The organism is Leeuwenhoekiella parthenopeia (assembly GCF_020782115.1).
GTDB lineage: Bacteria > Bacteroidota > Bacteroidia > Flavobacteriales > Flavobacteriaceae > Leeuwenhoekiella > Leeuwenhoekiella parthenopeia.
The window spans coordinates 31748-49066 of the sequence record NZ_JAJGMW010000020.1 but is presented as its reverse complement, the minus strand read 5'-3'; the positions used below and the strand labels follow the sequence as shown (position 1 = coordinate 49066).

The 17319-nt window shown below is 44.9% G+C and carries 9 protein-coding genes; 1 reads left to right on the top strand and 8 read right to left on the bottom strand.

What is annotated here, in order from left to right; genetic code table 11:
- Positions 1-145: 145 nt before the first annotated feature.
- The 4 genes from katG to LLW17_RS14120 all read right to left on the bottom strand — a co-directional run bounded on the left by katG (position 146) and on the right by LLW17_RS14120 (position 5912).
- Positions 146-2440, bottom strand: a complete 2295-nt coding sequence (gene katG, locus LLW17_RS14135) for a catalase/peroxidase HPI (RefSeq protein ID WP_228230940.1) — start codon at positions 2438-2440, stop codon at positions 146-148.
- Between the two features lie 936 nt (positions 2441-3376).
- A complete protein-coding gene (locus LLW17_RS14130) occupies positions 3377-3979 on the bottom strand; it encodes a GNAT family N-acetyltransferase (RefSeq protein ID WP_228230939.1) in 603 nt (200 codons plus the stop codon).
- Between the two features lie 93 nt (positions 3980-4072).
- Positions 4073-5125 carry a M28 family metallopeptidase gene (locus LLW17_RS14125; RefSeq protein ID WP_434084786.1) on the bottom strand — a complete coding sequence of 351 codons (1053 nt, stop codon included), beginning with the start codon at positions 5123-5125 and terminating at the stop codon, positions 4073-4075.
- An 85-nt stretch (positions 5126-5210) separates the two neighbouring features.
- A complete protein-coding gene (locus LLW17_RS14120) occupies positions 5211-5912 on the bottom strand; it encodes an HAD family hydrolase (RefSeq protein WP_228230938.1) in 702 nt (233 codons plus the stop codon).
- Positions 5913-6148: 236 nt separating this feature from the next.
- Between LLW17_RS14120 and LLW17_RS14115 the strand changes: the two genes are divergently transcribed.
- A complete protein-coding gene (locus LLW17_RS14115) occupies positions 6149-11422 on the top strand; it encodes a DUF7379 domain-containing protein (protein WP_228230937.1) in 5274 nt (1757 codons plus the stop codon).
- Between the two features lie 16 nt (positions 11423-11438).
- Here the strand turns inward: LLW17_RS14115 and LLW17_RS14110 are convergent, their stop codons facing one another.
- The 4 genes from LLW17_RS14110 to LLW17_RS14095 form a co-directional block, all read right to left on the bottom strand.
- Positions 11439-12746, bottom strand: coding sequence for a hypothetical protein (locus LLW17_RS14110; protein ID WP_228230936.1), 1308 nt, complete (start codon positions 12744-12746; stop codon positions 11439-11441).
- Between the two features lie 180 nt (positions 12747-12926).
- Positions 12927-13259 (bottom strand): gamma-glutamylcyclotransferase family protein, encoded by a 333-nt coding sequence (locus LLW17_RS14105; protein ID WP_228230935.1) that lies wholly within the window; start codon positions 13257-13259, stop codon positions 12927-12929.
- Between the two features lie 8 nt (positions 13260-13267).
- Complete coding sequence (locus LLW17_RS14100) at positions 13268-15766, bottom strand: FIDD domain-containing protein (protein WP_228230934.1); 2499 nt, start codon at positions 15764-15766, stop codon at positions 13268-13270.
- Positions 15767-17314, bottom strand: coding sequence for a hypothetical protein (locus LLW17_RS14095; protein ID WP_228230933.1), 1548 nt, complete (start codon positions 17312-17314; stop codon positions 15767-15769).
- Positions 17315-17319: the final 5 nt, after the last annotated feature.

Here is a 17319-nt window from a genome sequence, read left to right as displayed (position 1 = left end):
CAATTCAGGTTGTATTTAAAGATAGCGAATTAAACGCCTTATTTTACGGCTTTCCTTATTTTCAATTTATACAAGAGATCAAGCAAAAAAATACCCGATAGCTTTTAAAGCTATCGGGCATTATTTAATTAAAGGGCTTTTAGCCTTATTCGTCTTTAACGTCGTAACGGTCCAGCATCATTACCTTGTCCCAGGCTTTGATAAAGTCGTTTACAAAACGCTCCTGAGCGTCGTCTGCGGCATAAACTTCGGCAAGGTTGCGCAGCTGCGCGTTAGAACCAAAAACCAGGTCGCAACGTGTCGCGGTGTATTTGGTGCTTCCGGTAGCGCGGTCGTTGATGTTGAAAAGGGTTTCCTCATAGTTCTGAGGTTTCCACTCATAATCCATACTTGTGAGTACCTGGAAGAAATCATTGGTCAATTGACCGGGACGTTCAGTAAACACTCCGTGTTTCGAATGATCAAAGTTTTGTTCCAAAACGCGAAGTCCGCCGGTAAGCACAGTCCATTCCGGTGCCGAAAGATTGAGCAAATGCGCACGATCTAAGAAAATACGCTCTGCAGGAATCTTATAACCTACCTTGTCGTTATGATAGTTTTTAAATCCGTCTGATACCGGTTTCAGCCAGTCGAAGCTTTCCACATCGGTTTGCTCCGGCGTGGCGTCGGTACGACCGGGAGTAAAAGGCACTTCCACATCAAAACCAGCGTCTTTAGCCGCTTTTTCTACTGCAGCGCAACCGCCTAAAACCACAAGATCGGCTAGCGAAACCTGCTTGTTTCCGGGAAGTTTGCTCGCAAAATCAGATTGAATTCCTTTTAGAGTATTTAAAACCTGATTAAGCTCAGCCGGACGGTTAAGATCCCAGTTATTCTGTGGATCTAAAGCGATGCGGGCACCATTGGCTCCACCACGCTTATCGCTGTGACGGTATACCGAAGCAGCAGACCAGGCAGCGTTTACCAGCGCCGAAACGCTCAATCCGCTGTCAAGAATAACCTTTTTTAAAGCTGCGATATCCACAGCATCAATAAGTTCATAATCTCTTACCGGAACGGGATCCTGCCAAATCATATCTTCCTCAGGAACTTCGGGTCCCAGATAGCGGTCTTTTGGCCCCATATCGCGGTGCGTAAGCTTGTACCAGGCTTTTGAAAAAGCTTCGGTAAAGTAGTCGAAGTCATTCATAAACTTCTCACAGACTTTACGATACTCGGGGTCCATTTTAAGCGCGATGTCTGAAGTCATCATCATCAGATCTTCATGTTTATCCAGGTGCGCATCCGGCGTTTTAGGCGCGTCAGGATCTACAGGAGTCCACTGCCCGGCACCTGCCGGACTCTTGGTTTGCTTCCACTCAAACTTGAAGAGGTTTGTGAGGTAATCGTTGTCCCACTGTGTAGGATTTGGGGTCCACGAACCTTCGATTCCATTAGTAGAGGTGAACTCGGCATTACCAGAACCTACCGGGTTATGCCAGCCAAAACCCTGCTGATGCATCGGTGCAGCTTCGGGGGCTGCGCCAATTTTATCTGCAGGTACGGCTCCGTGACTTTTACCAAAGGCGTGACCACCGGCAATAAGCGCCACGGTTTCCTCATCGTTCATCGCCATACGCTTGAATGACTCGCGAATGTTTCGGGCAGAATCTATAGGATCCATATTACCACCCGGTCCTTCGGGATTTACATAAATCAAATTGGAATGCGTGGCTGCAAGCGGATTTTCTAAATCGTGGTATTCGTCTTTAGGACCACCTACCCAGCGTAAATTATTATTGACCATTTCGCCCGGATGGCCTTTATGATCTGTGGTTTTGGGTATTTCGTCAATATATTTCCCATCCCAGAATTCCGGTCCCCAATAGGTACCGCGATCAGGTTCCCAGGCATCACGACGTCCGCCGCCAAAACCAAAAGTAGGGAAGCCCATAATTTCCAGAGCGCAATTACCGGTTAGTACGATAAGATCGGCCCAGGAGAGTGCGGCTCCGTATTTTTTCTTAATCGGCCAGATGAGTCGGCGCGACTTGTCGATATTACCATTATCCCACCAGGATCCTATAGGTGCAAAGCGTTGCATCGCCTGTGAAGCCCCGCCGCGACCGTCTGCGATACGATACGTACCGGCAGAGTGCCATGCCATACGAATCATCTGCGGACCATAGTTGCCATAATCGGCCGGCCACCAGTCTTTAGAGGAGACCAGTAATTCTTTTATATCTTTTTTGAGTTGCTCATAGTCGATTTTGCTAAAAGCCTCCTTGTAATTCTCGTCACGCAGCGGGTTTGCTACGGGCTGTTCCTGATGCAGTAAATCTACCGGAAGGCGTTGCGGCCACCAGTCTTCATTTTGAGGTGCGGTGCCCAATGCGCCGCCAATACGCGTGCCTCGAAAGGGACACTCACTAAGCCCTTGCGGATTCTCAATGTCTTTCATAACAATTTTTGGTTTAGTTTATAGAATTTACGCAGCCCGCTCAAGTCTCTCTATCAAAAGGATTAAAAAACCGCTTTACAGCTGTAAAAGATAAGAAGGACTACGTCTTTTTAAAGTTATCGGTTCTTGGAAGGAGAAGCGTTTAAGAGGGCGTTAAACTTTAATTAAAGTTGGGGTAAGAGCATATTCGAATTAACGAACCCCATGCCGCAATCGTACTGTGATAGGGGATCATTTAATTTTGGCTGCTTACCGCGCGATACAATTGCGCGGTAACTAGTGTCCTGATAAATACGAAATTAGAAATACAAAATAACTCCTAACTCATCACTCAGCATTCTGAATTAGTCAGCAGTCTCAGTGGACAGTTATTTGAATTCAAGGTTCAAAATTCAAAATTCAAAATTCAAGAATAAAGAACATAGAACATAGAACATAGAACAAAGAACAGAGAACAAAGAACTCCGCATTCAGCATCAGTCAGCAGTCTCAGTTTGCTGTTAGCAGTCATTTCGAAGGAGCCCAAGCGACTGAGAAATCACATCTGATTGGTGCACTGCTCAAGCTTTAAAATTCAAAATTACATCCATCCCCAGCCCTTTCCTTCGATTAGAAGCTCACAGGCTCGCATCACTCAGGGGACTGTTAAATCAGAAATTAGAAATACAGAATTACTCATCACTCTGCATTCAGGATTACAAAAGCGCTGGCTGAGTGAATTTTGCGTAGCGTAGCACAGTGAAATTTGTATCTAAGCCAGAGCTTGTAAGTTGACCCTTCGATACGATGCTCCTTAGGTCGCATCACTCCCGGTCCTGATAAATACAAAATTAGAAATACGAATAACTCATCACTCTGAACTCAGCATTCTGAATTACCAAGGCGATGACCGCCTACATTGATTCCGCGAAGCAGGGCTATTCTTTGATACATGAATTATGGGTTATAGCTGTGAAGTTTTAGCAGCAAATTTTTTTGAACGCCGCTCCATTCGGTATTGGTGATTGAAAATACTACGCTATCGCGGTAGCTTCCGTCTTTATTAAGCCGGTGATGCCTCAGAATACCATCTTGCCTTGCACCCAGGCGTGCGATGGCTTCACGGGATTTTAGATTAAACCAGTCGGTCATAAATTGGACGGCGATGCAGTCCAAATTTTCAAAAGCATATTGTAAAAGCAATAATTTACAGTGTGTATTTACGCTGGTGCGCTGATAGCGCTTTGCATACCAGGTATAGCCAATCTCGAGCCTGCGGTGTTGAGGTTGGAGTTTACAAAATCGGGTAGAACCAATGATCTTTCCGGTTTTGGCGTCGACTACCGTAAAAGGCTTAGCCAAACCCTTAGACTGTTCATCAAGCGCCAGATTGATGTAGTCGTCAATCTTCGACGCATCAGGTACTGAAGTATACCACAACTCCCACAGTTTTCCGTCTGTCGCGGCTTCTACCAGGTCGTCCCGATGTTCCGGGCTCAGGGGAACCAGTTTTACTATTTCGTTTACCAGTTCTAATTGAGGGTCAATCCAGTGTTTCACGGTTTTCGTCTTGAATTCTAAATGTACAGATTTTCATAAAAAAAGCCCTTAAACAAATTGCTTAAGGGCTTCAATTCTTAAAAATTAAGCTAGTTATTTAACTTCTTTGTCAACAACTATGCGCTCTGCACGATTTGCAAGTTCCCAGGCGGTTAAAAATACCAGTTGCGCACGCTTGGCGAGCATCGGGTAATTGATTTTATCAGGGGTATCGGTAACCTGGTGGTAATCTTCGTGTACTCCGTTAAAGTAAAAGATAATGGGTACACCCTGCTTGGCAAAATTGTAATGGTCAGAACGGTAGTAAAAACGGTTTGGGTCATTTTCGTCGTTATAGGTATAATCCAGATTAATGTTCATATACTTGTTGTTTACCGCAGTCGAAATGCTATCGAGTTCGGTACTCAATTTATCTGAACCAATCAGGTAAATGTAATTTTCATTGTCTTTATGCGCCTCATCAACGCGGCCTATCATATCAATGTTAAGGTCGGCAACGGTATTTGCGATAGGGAAAATGGGGTTTTCGGCGTAATAACGCGAACCGTATAATCCTTTTTCTTCACCGGTTACGTGTAAAAACACGATAGAGCGCTGTGGTCTGTATCCTTTTTCAACGGCTTGTTTAAAAGCTTCGGCTATTTCTAAAACGCCTACGGTACCAGAACCGTCATCATCAGCCCCGTTGAAAACTTCGCCATCCTCACGAACACCCACGTGATCCAGGTGGGCAGAGATTACGATGTATTCTTCCGGTTTGGTGCTGCCCTCAATAAAGGCAACTACGTTTTCAGAAGCTTTAATCCCGCTTCCGGCGCGAAAGAAACTCTCCGGTACAATCTGAAAATAGCTGTCTTCCTGAGCAGACGGAATGCCATGCTCTACATAAAAATTCTTAAGCCATTCTGCAGCTTTTTTCTGTCCGGGTTCGCCGGTATTTCGACCTTCAAACTCGTCTGAAGCATATACATACAGCATTTCTTTCAGTTCGTCTGCCGTAATACTTTCAGCAAAAGGCATAGGGTCCACATCAGCCAGCGGTGTAGATTTTTCAGACGTCTCAGAAGTCGTGTTGGATACTTTTGGTCCACATTTTACAAACATCATACAGCTGAGTACAACGCCCAGCAAGAGTACTTTTTTCATAAGTTTTTTTCAATTTAAAGCGTTAAAAATACGTTTTTAGCCAACAATTTTGAGAGGCTTAGCATTTTTTTAGCGAATGGAAGATTTAAAAGCGCAATTCAAACCAGCCTGCTCCTGCATCCGCCAGCTCGACCTGCTCATAATCCTGCATAAAATGTTGGATACGGTCAATACTTTCAAATTCTTCAGGCGTGTGTGTGGTGGTAAGAATGACCGATTTGGAACCACCGTTTGCAGCAGCCTTAGCACCGGTAGGACTGTCTTCAAAAATCAGGCTTTCCACAAGCGGAATATCCAGCTCTGCGCTTACCATCTCAAAAACCTGCGGATCGGGCTTGCCTCGTTGTACCATATCGCTGTGCACAACGGTTTTAAAATAGATCTCAAGCTGAAGCGCTTCAATGGCAAACTCAGCATTTTCCCCGGGAGCTGCAGTACCTATGCCCATAGGGATTTTTAGTTCTTTGGCCTTGTCTAAAAAAGCCTGTAATCCCGGAAGCAGCTTGATTTTATCGGCATAAATTTCGCGATAGGCAGCTTCTTTATCCCAGGCGATTTGCCTGCGCTCTGCTTCATTAAAGCGATCGCCAAACAAACGTTTGATGATTTCTTCATTAACGCCATGAATGTCTCGCTTTACTTCTTCCAGCGTCATCTCAAGCCCCAGTTCGCTGAGTTTTTTTTGCCAGGCGCGATGGTGAATCATCATATTGTTAAACATCGTGCCGTCCATATCAAAAATGAGGGCACGTGTACGGATGCTATTTGTAAGCTTATCTTTTTGCACAGTTATCCTTTTTATAAGCGTGGAATGCTTCCGCTTTGCGGAAAAATTCACGTGTTCAAATTCAAAAATACCATTATTCAAATCAACATGTAAGGAAATCGCGTAGTCCCGCCGGAAAGACTACGCCTTTTTCCCGCACGTGGGCGGGGATTTTACCCCTTATTCAGGACGGTAAGTGCTTCGCAATGGGTCTTTTAGGTACATTTAGTTCACAACTATCAGAATTTCAGCAAATCATGACCAAAGCACTCGTTTACGGAACCCTAATCGCCGAAGAATTAAATCTACAAACCGCCCAGTTTTCAGAATTTGAAGTGGTCACCGCGGTACAGCTCGAAAAAAGCCGCGCCGAAAACCGGCGTATTGAGCTCGAACTGAAGGATGATGATATTATTGAACTCACCTTTTCTGATCAAACTCAATGGATAGGCAATGCTCTGGATATTGAAGAAATTTACAATGCACCTGCTTCGGGTAAGCGCTCGGGAGAAGTTTTTGTTTTTGAGCCTCAGGTTACCGGAAAGCAGGCCTCCAGGGGAGCTATTGGTAGCGTGGTGATTAAAACCTTAAAACTTATTCGTGCTAAAACACTGGGCACTGCTGCCGAGACTTCTGCAAAAAATCTGGCGATTGCCTACGACAAGCGGGCGATGCCACAGCCCGGACTTTACAAGCTTGATGCAGGCTTTCAATATATGCCGGTGGCCAAAATTGCTCCTGCCAGCACAGCCTACCTGCTGCTTATACACGACACCTTGTCTAATACCTTTGCCGCTTTCGCTGAATTGCGCCTCGGGCAGAGTCCTATTTGGGACCAGTTGATGCGCCAGTACAATGCAGGAATCCTTGCGCTTGATCATCGTACGCTTTCTGTGAGTCCGCTGCAAAATGCGCTCGACTTTTTAGAACACGTAGACCAGTCTGTTAGTGTTGAAATTTTGAGCCATTCCCGCGGCGGACTTGTCGCTGATGTTTTGGCCAAATGCGATCACCGTAATGAAGTGGTTGGCTTTAGTGATCTCGAACTGGGGATGATGACAAAAGAAGATCCCGAAGCTTTTGAGTTGATGAAAAAGATCAACACCATTGCCCGGAAAAAGAAAATTGAAGTGCGCAAGGTCATACGGGTAGCAGCCCCGGCCAGCGGCACCACCCTGCTTTCGCGCAGAACAGATCATTTTCTCAATGTACTGCTCAATGCTTTGGGCTTGGTTGTGGGGGCACAGGTCAACGTGGTTTACAATACCGTAAAACTGTTTTTACTCGAAGTGGTAAAACAGAAAGCCAATCACGAGGCAATGCCCGGTTTGTATAGTATGGTGCCCGACAGCAGCTTTCAAAAAATGCTGAACTTTTCAGGAAGCGCGGTCGCCAATGATTTGTATGTGATTGCCGGCGATGCCGAAGTGGGAGGGCACTTGGGCGATTCGCTTAAGGTAATTTTGGCCAATTTGTTTTATTGGAAGGCAAACGATCTGGTGGTCGATTCAGACCGTATGGAGCAGGGGGCACCTCGTCTGGGCGGTATTCAATACTTTCTGTCGAAAGACGGAAGCACCAATCATTTCAACTACTTCCGCAATCAAAATACCTGCGACGCCATTCTGCAGGCTGCTGTTACGGCGCCGGGTGGTCAGGCGGGCTTTTATTCCCAGAAGTTTTCGGGAGCCGGTAACCGTGGGGTATTGCTCAGCATGTTTTCTATGGAAGGTGTGCATTACGAGCACGTGAGCGGCAATAAGCGCATAGCCATTTTGCTTCCCGGGATTATGGGTTCGAGTCTCGATCACAACGGCAATCCGCAGTGGATTGATTTTAGGGAATTAAACAGAGGAGCAATTAAAGACGATCTCGAAATCAATACCAGCGGGGTGGAAGCTTCGGGCGTGATTAAAAAATACTACGATGACTTTGTAAAGCACCTGCTTAAAACGCACGATGTGATCACCTTTCCGTTTGACTGGCGTAAAAGCGTGAAAGGTTCTGCAGCCCAACTAGCTAAAAAGGTGGAGCATTTACTGGACACTTACAACCAGCCCATTCACATCATCGCCCATTCTATGGGTGGTCTGGTAGTACGCCAGTTTATGATGGACGCTGCGCCCGTCTGGAAACGCTTTATCGAAAAACCCGCCAATAAATTTGTGATGCTGGGCACGCCCTGGCTGGGTTCGTATTTGATTATGGAAGTGCTCACCGGTCACAGCAGCCGGGTGAAGCAGCTGGCGATGATCGATTTTAAAAATTCTAAGGAAGAGTTGCTTCAGGTATTTAGGGAATTTCCGGGAATATTTGAATTACTTCCTATTGAAAACAATAGCAAACGCCCCTTCTGGGACTCGCAGTTCTGGAAAGACCGCAAAGCGGAAAGTACCGAGCCTATGGTTATTCCGCTTAAAAAAGATCTGGATCAGTTTAAAAAATACCGCGATTCTGTCCTGGATTTTGTTACACATCTAACCGAAGATGACCTCAAAGAGGTGTATTATGTGGCCGGTCACGCGGAGCAAACGGTTTATGATTATAAGACCGAATCGCGTTTTCTTTCAAATAAGAAAAAACTGGTTTACCTCGCAACCACAGCGGGCGACAGTAGCGTAACCTGGGTAACGGGCATCCCGTCGCGCATTCCAAAAGACAACGTGTATTATACGCATACCTCACACGGCGAACTCGCCAATGATCCCAGGATTTACGACGGTATTGTTGATATTCTGCTTGAAGGTAAAACCAATAGGTTACTCAAAACCAAACCCATCTCCCGCGCCGGTGAAGTCATCAGTGAAGTACACGCAGTACCTGCACCGGGCAATAACCTCAATCTGGTAGGCGATGTATTGTTTGGTATAGAACCGGCTCGAAAATCTACCCAGCCTGAGCGCACCATGCTTAATGTTGCCGTTATTAATGCTGACCTTAAAGTTTCCCGATACCCCGTAATGCTGGGGCATTTTAATAACGACGGTGTGCACAGTGCCGAAAAAGCGCTCGATAACTACCTCAATGGCCGTCTGATGCAGCGCTACGATATGGGATATTATCCCGGCAAGATAGGGGAGAGTGAGGTGTTTTTTAACCTGAATACCAATCCGCGGGGAGCGATTGTGTGCGGTCTGGGCAATTCGCAGGAACTTACCCATTATCTGCTGGCCAAAACGGTAGAGATGGCGGCACTTAAATACGCTATGTTTATGCGCGATAATTATACCCTGGCAAAAGCCAAATCCTATGCCGAGGGAATCTCCTTTATCCTGATGGGTACCGGTTACGGAAGATTACAAATCGAAGATTCTATCAAGGGAATTTTACTGGGTGTAAGCAGCGCCAACCGGTTTATAAAAGAACACGGGGAAGGTTTACAGGAACTAACTCAGATAGAATTTGTAAACCATTACGAGTCGCTGGCGAGCCAGGCCTACTGGGCGTTGAGCAGGCTCAAAAATTCTGATAACCGCTTTAATTTTGAGCTCATAAAAGGTATAGAGCGTAAGGAGGGAGCCAAAAAAAGGCGTGCATTTGTAGATGAGTCTGAAGACTGGTGGCATCATTTTAATGTAAAAAGCATTTGTGATGGCGATCGCATTACCGGTTTTGCTTACAATTCGTCAAGCGGTTTGGCGCGGGTAGAAGAAGAGGAAGTGCACAACGGTCTGGAACAGGTAGGTATTCTGCTGGAGCAGATGTCGCGCAGTTCGGCGTGGGATAAGCGGCTTTCTAAAACCCTGTTTGAATTACTCATTCCTAATCAGTTTAAAGCCATCATCCGCAATCAAAACAATATTTTGTTTAAACTCGATCTCAAAGCGGCTCAGTTCCCCTGGGAGCTGTTTCATGATTTTGAGTCTGATGAAACCCCGGCAGCCGTAAACAGCGGACTCATACGCCAGTTGCTGACTTCAGATTATGAGAGTAACCAGTTGCGCAGCGTGAGCAACAAGACGCTTATCATAGGCGATCCTATTTATAATGAGGCATCACTGCCCCAGTTGGCTGCTGCAAAAGCAGAGGCACAAATGGTAAATGATAAGCTTAAAAATGCGGGATTTGAGACCTTTCCGTTGCTTAATAGCAATGCTACAGATATTATGTTGCAATTGTATACCAATGAATATAAACTGTTGCATTTTGCAGGTCATGGGCTTTACGATCCTGCAAATAACCGGGTGGGCATAGCCATTGGTAACGGCATCTGTATAGACCCTGCCATGATCAAGCAATTGAGCTATGTGCCCGAATTTGTTTTTATCAATTGCTGCTTTTCGGGAACCTTAAATGCTACCGATGATGCCTTCATGCGCTCGCGTTACAAACTGGCGGCCAATATAGGAACCCAACTTATCGCCATGGGGGTTAAGGCCATCATTGTGACCGGTTGGGCTGTTGATGACGCCGCCGCAGAAACTTTCTCAGAAGAATTTTACAGTCGTATGCTTTCCGGTTATGAATTTGGCGAAGCTGTACAAATGGCGCGTAAAAAATGCTATCAAAACCATCGGCATACCAATACCTGGGGTGCTTACCAATGCTACGGGAATCAACATTACAAGTTTTTTGAGCACGTAAGGCAAAAAGAAGAAGTCTTTGATTATGTCCTGAGTTCGCAGGTGTATACAGATCTTGAAAACCTTTATGCGTCTATACGTCACAGCAGTTTTAATCCTAAAACAGTAAAGCGCAAGCTTGATGAAATTCTTGAAAATGCCAGTCGAAATGACCTGATCGACGGTGTGATCAGAGAGAAAGAGGCTTTAATTTACGATGAGCTCGATATGCCCGCTGAGGCTTTAGATACGTTCAGGGCGGTTTTGACTCTCGAAGATGCTAATTTTTCGATGAAGGTTTTAGAGCATTTTTGTCTGTTACGCTCTTTGAATTTCTCTAAAGATGCCGCAGAGCGGAAGGAAGAGCTCGATCTGGTAACCAAGCTGGCCCTTATTGGCAAGACCACTTTAAGGCTGGGCATTGTGGGCAACTGTTACAAATTTGCGTCGATGCACGAAAAAGGGGAAAAGCAATTGCAATACCTGCAAACAGCACTTGATTACTATACCGAAGCTTACGATAACAGCACAAACCCATACGACGGTAAAACGCTTGACGCGTTCTCAAACATTGTGTTTTTAAGCTATCTGCTCGAAGCTTACGGCAAGGGTAATCTAAAAAATCAATTGAATAAGTACACCAAAAAACCGGTTTTTGCCTATCTGTCTGACTTTTTAAAACACCTGGATGATGTAGATCCCGCAGACCTCGATATTTCGGTGCTTTTGGGAATGACCGAAGTGAGCTTCGGTATGCTCCTGGTTAATAGTGAAAAGGGGGGAGATCAGGTTATTTTAGACGAATTAAATAAGCGCTTTGCTGAAGCATTCCAGATTTTACACAGTTCGCGTCAAATACGCATAGAACTTGCGCAGCTCGACTTTCTGCTCAGTCACGAGTCGGTAATACCAAAAGAAAAAGCGAGCAGTCTGCTTAAGGTGAAAGAATCGTTATTGCGTTTTAAATAGAGCCGTCCAGAAGGGTTTAAAAACCTACCAGCACATCGGTATTGCGTTCGGCAGCTCGTAGTTTAAACTGATCCTGAACCCGTGTTATCAGGACTTCCAGATTGGTGTTGGGCGTATTAACACTGGCGATACTTTCGGTGAAGGCCTCATAGCTCGATTTCCCGTATGCTAAATTCTGAAAGGTGTTCTTAAGGAAGCTTTGCATTTCTTCGGCACCAATGCGTTGTTCCAATTCTAAAAATTGACCCGGTGTAATGAGTAATGCCTGAAGCTGTGATTGAGATTCCACCGGTTTTTCAGCCCTACTACCAGTCTGTACAATTCCGGTTAGGCGATCATACTGAACGCGATTATTGGTCTCGAGATATTTAATGCGCGCATATTTAGCCAAAGCCTGTAAAAACAGCCGGTCAAGTTTAGTTTTAGGCTCAAAGTTGCTGGCGAAGTAATAATACGCCGTATCCTCGGTGAGGTTTTCATCCACTTTATTAAGGTCTACTTTGGCTGAGGTATTTACGATGGTATTGTAATTGGCTTCATTGCCATAGATGGGCGATTCCAGTTGGGCATAGACTGTTTTGCTTTGTTTTCCGGTAAACTGTGTGAATTCTTCCAGAAATTGCTGACTTTTTGAAAAGCGTGTTTGTATTTTTTGAATATCAGTATCGGAAACATTGATGTAATTGGCATAGGTACCTTCCTTAAAATCAAAAGTTCCTGCAATCAATGTAATATCTCCTTCGGCGCGGTCATTGCTGAAAGTTGCTCCACTGTTTTTTGGCGTTCCCTTACCCAGGTAAATTTGATCACAGTCTGCACAGGTTGCCGTGATCGAATAGGTCATATTAAACGGATTAATATATTCAGAAAGGGAACCGCTGGTGCGCACCACCTGTGGGTACCAGTAATCATTAGCACCGGCCAGAAGCACCCCATCTACGAGCACAACTTCTCCTTTATGGCGTCTCACATCCTTATCGGTTTCCAGATTTTTTATTTTTCCGGATATCTCAATCTTCAAATGATCGAGGTTGTTCAGAGGCCTGTTGATATTGATATTGTGAGTAAGGCAGTCGTTGCAATTTTGCGGATACTTGCTTGAGGCTATCGGGTCATTATTTAAATAAACCTGTTTTACTTTAAAATGTTTATTAAGCTTAAAGGAAAGTTTTTGCGAATTAACCGGTAAATTTTTCAGAACATAAACCGCGTCAAAGGTTTCCTCAGAAAGGGAAATCGAAACCTGAGCATCAAGATGGCTATTAGTTTGAGCAATGACAAATTGAACAAAAAACAGGCTGAAAAAAGAGAGAAACAGACGCATATTTGGTTGATTTTACAACGAATCTATGGTGTTTTTTCTGAAAACCTGAAAAAAAATGCATTCTGTGTAGTTGAGCCTAAAAAGCGGAATATGGTCTATTTTATTGTTAAAAAAAATACACCAAAAGATCGATATAAGCAAAAATTATATATATCGAAGAAAAATTACTAAGATTTAAAACTAGTGTATCGGTCTTCTATAAATCAAAACCTTTTTGCCCGAATTTGAAATAACCGTTGCACGCTCGTATGCGGGTCCTTCATAGTCATCGACCAGACTTAGTTCTGATGCGTTTATGGTATAGCAAATTCCATCGAGAATATCTTTTTCATCACCGGTATAAATAGCTATAAAATAGGTTTGCGCATTCGGGTGATTTTCAGGAAGGGTAATGGTTCCCAACTTATACCCCAGTATTTTATCGGCCGTACCTTCCAGTTTCCGCTTAAACAAATTTTGCTGTATATCGCTATGCTGAAGGGTTCCGTATGAAAAGAGCCGAAGGGTTTCCATCTTCAATTCTAACGTTTTAAAGTGAAATGGCCGTTAAAACGAGTAACCACCCCATCTAAATCGGTAAGTTCTACTCGATACCAGTAATCGTCTGAAGGAAGCGCGCGATTACGGGTGGTACCATCCCAGCTTTCGCCAAAGCCATAAAGCGCTTTTAGAAGTTTTCCATAACGATCAAAAATAGTGATACTTACTGCGCTATAGTCCTGTGTACTAAGCCCAAGTGGCTCCCACGTATCGTGATAACCATCGTTGTTTGGCGTAAAGTATTTGGGAAAACCCAGTATGGGGATTTCAATACTGCTGATACCGCATCCATTTTTATCCCGAACAAATAGGGTTTTAAATCCCGGAGTAACCCGTTCAAAAAGGGGTTCGTCACGATAGGGTCCCAGCTCATCTCCCAGAGCGAACTCATAATCGCCCTGACCCAGATTGGCGCTATTAATAATACGTACGGTATTAAATTCGCCCTCGCTGATTACTTCGATATTTTCGGTGCTAAGCGTAGCGGCTTCAGAGGCGATGACTTCAATTTGCTGAGTTTCGGAGACACACGCCCCGTTGCCGGCGCTAACGGTATAAATTCCGGGAGTCGTGACGACTACAAAAGATTCGGTACTCAATAAAATACCCTGTTCATCACGCCATTCGTAACTGTAGGAGCCCTGTGCATTTATAGTTTCGAGAGTATATGAGGCAGCGGTACTGCAAAAACGACCTTCATTGAAGATTTCAAATTCAGGTACGGGTAATACCTGCAATCTTAAATGGGGTCCTACTCCATAACAGCGGTTGCCGGAATTGTCTTCAACCCGAACGTAAACAACCTGCTCATCTGCAGTCTCGTTGCGGTAGGGGTTGTTAAGAGGTATTTCATTTTGATCAAGAAGCGCTTCATCCCGGGTGCGGTAATACGAAACACTCAGGTTACTGCCTTGCGGAAACTGGGCCAGCATTGCCGGCGTGGCCTCATTGAGATCAAAGTCAAAATAGCCGTCAATAGCACCGTCGGTATCACAATTAGCAAGATCATAAACAAAACCGGAAGGAAAGGAGGTGGTCGAAACTTCCAGATTTACCCGGGTTATCCCAAAACAACCATTCGTATTTTGGGTGCGGGCATAAAGTGTATTGCCAGCGCTGCTGTCGTAGTCTGAAGAACTGATTCTGGTTGTAGTGTCATTATTCTCGGCATCTGTGCGATTTGTATAAAAAATTACCGTTTCAGAAGATGAATTTGAGATATCTGCGGCAATAGTGTTGAGGTTAAAAACTGTAAAACCGTCAGGAGTACCATCTTCATCACAATTAAAAACATCAATTTGGGCAGCAACATTCACCGGCTCGAGTACAAGAGCCTGAACCGAGCGCCTGCTGCCTGAAGTGCAGCCCGCGGGTTCTGCGGCGATAAAAAAAGTGGTTGTTGTGTTTATGTTGGTTGTGAAGTTGGCCCCTGTAAACAGAAGATTTCCGCCGGTGGCACTGTCATACCAATGAAGTTCTCCCCCGGTTCCCTGAGCATTCAGGCTTACTGCGCCCGGACCGCAACGGGTGTCGCCGGTAGTACTTACTACAGCTGCAACCCGTATTTGTGATGAGGTAGCTATTTTAAGAACCGGATCGTTAGGCATGCCACCAAATTCTACTACAAATCCCTGAGGCTGATAATCTCCCGAAGGATCACCATTTAGCCGCAAATCATTCCAGGACCCCGGGTTGCCAATACTGGGAGCTGTAACGTGTAAATAGTCTTCACCGTCCCCGCCGTGAGCATTATCAGGCTGATTGACGTTCCAATTTGCGTAATTGGGAGTTGAGCCATTAGCTCCTCCGTTCCAGAATATCAAACCGCCGTTAGCTCCTTCAGGTCCGGTAACCCATTTCCAGACGCCTTCGGTTTCCCGATCTGTACCCCCAAGCCAGCCGTTTCCACTAGATTGTTTTCCTGCAAGCTGGGCTTCATCTGGAGTTGTTATGGTAGCGAGGTAACCGGTTAAGCCGTAATAATCTTCGGTCTCAGCCTCAGCACGGGCTGCATCCCAGGAGATTCCGGCATCCGGAAAGTATTTATAGTAATGTCCGGTTGATGGTAAATAGTTGGCATCGCCAATGGTGATCGAAATTTCTTTAATGCCGCTTACGTTGGTGTTGGTACTGCGATAACCTACGTTTTTTATGGCTGTTTCTATCTCAGCAGGAGTCAAAGTAGAAGGGAAACTAAGTTGTAATTTACCGCTGGAAGCTGTAAAACTGGGGGTTATTGCCGTATTACTCCCATTGTAACGCAAAAAATCACGGCCCTGCTCATAGCCACTTGAAATTTGAACATAAATCGCGTTTATTGCCGTACCTGAAGCATTAGTCAGTGTAAAATCTTCGACGATTGAAATCTCAGAACCGGGGCAGTAGATTTGGTCTCCGGTAGCTTCAAGCTCCGGAGCCTGCGCCTGCGCTTTTAATAGACTAAGCGTAAAAATGGCGGTATAAATTAGTTTTTTGAGCATCTAATTGTCAAGATTTGTAGCCTGATAAGCCCCGGCATCCGGGTTGTTGTTGCGTTCTGTACCGCTAATGTCCCGGGGTACGCGAGCAGCTCCTGTAGCATTACCCAATGCCCGGGCAGCAGAATTTAAGCCTATACGATACCCGTTAGTTGCTGTGTTTTCAAAATCAGGATCTTCACTGCGTTTAATCATTTGATATTTAGCTGTATCTGTAAAGTCATAGTTTGGCAAAGCCGAAAATTCACCAAAACGATCATCAAACCGAATTAGACTGTTACTGAATGAAAAATTGAAAGGTATTGCTTCAATAGACCGTAATCCCAATTCTTCAGATCTGTTACCGTAAACGATGCAATTTACAAAATCGGCCTTTGTTAGGCCTGAAGTAAGCAGGGCATCTTCGGTCTCCAAAAAATTGTCAATCTGTACGGCCGGGGTGTTGCGAAAACTTTGATTCCAATAATTAGCAAAGGTACTGTGCGTAAAGCTGTAGCTACCGCCCATCCTGATCCACAGATTGGAAATCCCCGAATTGCCTACTATCAGGTTTTCAGCATCAATAGAAGCGGTAACGGCATATAGACCTACCAGAGCGCTGTTATAGATTTGCGTGTTTTTCAATTGGATATCGGCTTCCGCATTGCCGGTATTACCATCTGCCAGGATACCCAGATTGCTGTTTTTTAGGGTTACATAATTCAGAAGCCCGGTACTTCCCGGTGTAAACCAGACGGTACCCCATTGTCCGGGCACAGCAGCATACTCGGGCTCGAGACGATCTCCTTCTAAAATAATTTCATTTTCTAAGGTTTCCGGGTCCGTGCTTAAGCTTCCGTTAGCTTCAATCCTTCCGCCATTGCCCACAATAATGCCGCTGTTGTCGTGAAAATGCAGTCGTGCTCCTGCCTCGATGATCATAGTTTTTCCGTCAGCGATTCCGGCGTAGCCGTAAATAACATAAGGCTTCTCATTGGTAAAGCGCAATTGATCGTCAGCAAGAACAAAACCTTCTATCAGGATGGGTTCGCCCGCTTCATCAATCCCTATTTGTAAAGTCTCTTTAATACCCTGGGCATTTCTACCTGGAAAAAGAAATTCAGCATCTTGCACAAGGGTCACGAGTTCGACTTTCTGGGTGTAAGGCTCAGCGTCAAAAACAATCTGATCTGTGTAGATAAGCTGATCATTATTTTGAGCATCTAGCGTGGTTTCTATAAAAATAAAAATACTGTCGCGGGGTAAAATTTCTACTTCATTAAAAACTTTTCCGGCACGGCCGTCAATATTGAGGCGATATGCCGAATTTTCACCCCTGGCCAGGCCTACCTGCGGGATACGTATAAACGCGTCACTGCGGTTGAAAACTTTAAGGGTATAGGTGCTGCTGCCAATATTTGAAAAAACCGTGTCGAGATATAGGGTGTCTCTTGAAAATTCGAGTTTTCCTGTACTGCGCTCGGGCTCAAAATCATCTCTGCACGATGCTAAACTCACAAGTGCTACAAGGAAGAGCGAAGTCTTATACAGAAATGCGAATTGACTTTTCACGCTTC

Bases quoted from the DNA above. Each gene is read 5' to 3' on its own strand.
- LLW17_RS14115 (WP_228230937.1), top strand. From the start codon at position 6,149: ATGACCAAAGCACTCGTTTACGGAACCCTAATCGCCGAAGAATTAAAT.
- LLW17_RS14110 (WP_228230936.1), bottom strand. From the start codon at position 12,746: ATGCGTCTGTTTCTCTCTTTTTTCAGCCTGTTTTTTGTTCAATTTGTC.
- katG (WP_228230940.1), bottom strand. From the start codon at position 2,440: ATGAAAGACATTGAGAATCCGCAAGGGCTTAGTGAGTGTCCCTTTCGA.
- LLW17_RS14125 (WP_434084786.1), bottom strand. From the start codon at position 5,125: ATGAAAAAAGTACTCTTGCTGGGCGTTGTACTCAGCTGTATGATGTTT.
- LLW17_RS14100 (WP_228230934.1), bottom strand. From the start codon at position 15,766: ATGCTCAAAAAACTAATTTATACCGCCATTTTTACGCTTAGTCTATTA.
- LLW17_RS14105 (WP_228230935.1), bottom strand. From the start codon at position 13,259: ATGGAAACCCTTCGGCTCTTTTCATACGGAACCCTTCAGCATAGCGAT.